1 protein-coding gene is annotated in these 937 nt (G+C 72.7%); it reads right to left on the bottom strand.

All coding sequences use genetic code 11. The annotated features are described in order from the left end of the window. The coding region (locus tag KS423_RS46275) for a phosphatase PAP2 family protein (RefSeq protein WP_224285631.1) at positions 1–667 on the bottom strand (667 nt) is incomplete at its 3' end. Positions 668–937: the final 270 nt, after the last annotated feature.

Here is a 937-nt window from a genome sequence, read left to right as displayed (position 1 = left end):
GACGGCCGCGCGGACCGGCCCCGGCCCCGGCGCGCGCCGCGCCGCCGCGTTCGGACGCCCGGATCAGCGGAGCGACCGCCGTCCGGCTCAGTGCATGGCAGAACGGCACCAGCACGGCCATCGCGATCGGCGCCAGCAGCAGCACCACGGCGACGGCGAGCGCGAATCCGCCGATCACGTCGGTCGGGTAGTGGACGCCCATGAACATCCGGCAGAAGCCCTGGAGGAGCGCCAGCCCGCCGGCGATCCAGCCCAGCCTGCGGTTCACCAGGAACAGCGCCACCGCGACGCCCATGGTCATGGTCGAGTGGTCGCTGACGAAGGAATGGGTGCCGGCCTTGCCGTCCACCAGCACCAGCAGCCCGGGATGGTCGACGAAGGGGCGCGGGCGGTTCACGATCGCGGCGATCGGCAGGTTGGCCAGCTCGGCGACGGCCACCGAGAGCGGCACCCAGAGCAGCCCGGCCATCGCCACCGGCGCGTCCGGACGACGTCGGGCCTGGAGCCAGGCCACCAGGCCGAGCATCGCCAGGCCGATCAGGATGCCGTACTCGCCGATCCACGAGACCAGGTGGTCCAGCCACTGCGGGGAGCGCTTGGCCAGGCCGTTGACGGCGTAGAGCAGGTCGAGGTCGGGGTTGGTCGTGTCGGCAAGCGGCGTCGACACGCCGCACCTCCTTCTGGTCCGCTGCATCTGATCGTCATGGCCGGGGGCCGTCCCGTGCGGGAAGCTGATGGGAGGCCACCGGAAGAAACGTCATTTCCGAGGCACAGCGTTCCACGGAAACGCGCGGTTATCGAAACTTGACTCAGCGTCCACAGCGCGCACACAGGTACCGGCCGCACCGGCCCCACCGGGCCTACCGTCCCGCCCCGGTGGGGCTCGGGCCGGCCTGCGCGGGCGGGGCGGCGGTCGCGGACCGGCCGGGGGTCGCCG

The organism is Streptomyces sp. LS1784, from assembly GCF_020103755.1.
In the GTDB taxonomy this organism is placed as follows: Bacteria; Actinomycetota; Actinomycetes; order Streptomycetales; family Streptomycetaceae; genus Kitasatospora.
Note: the sequence above shows the minus strand (reverse complement) of the source record. Positions and strands in the feature narration are given on the sequence as shown.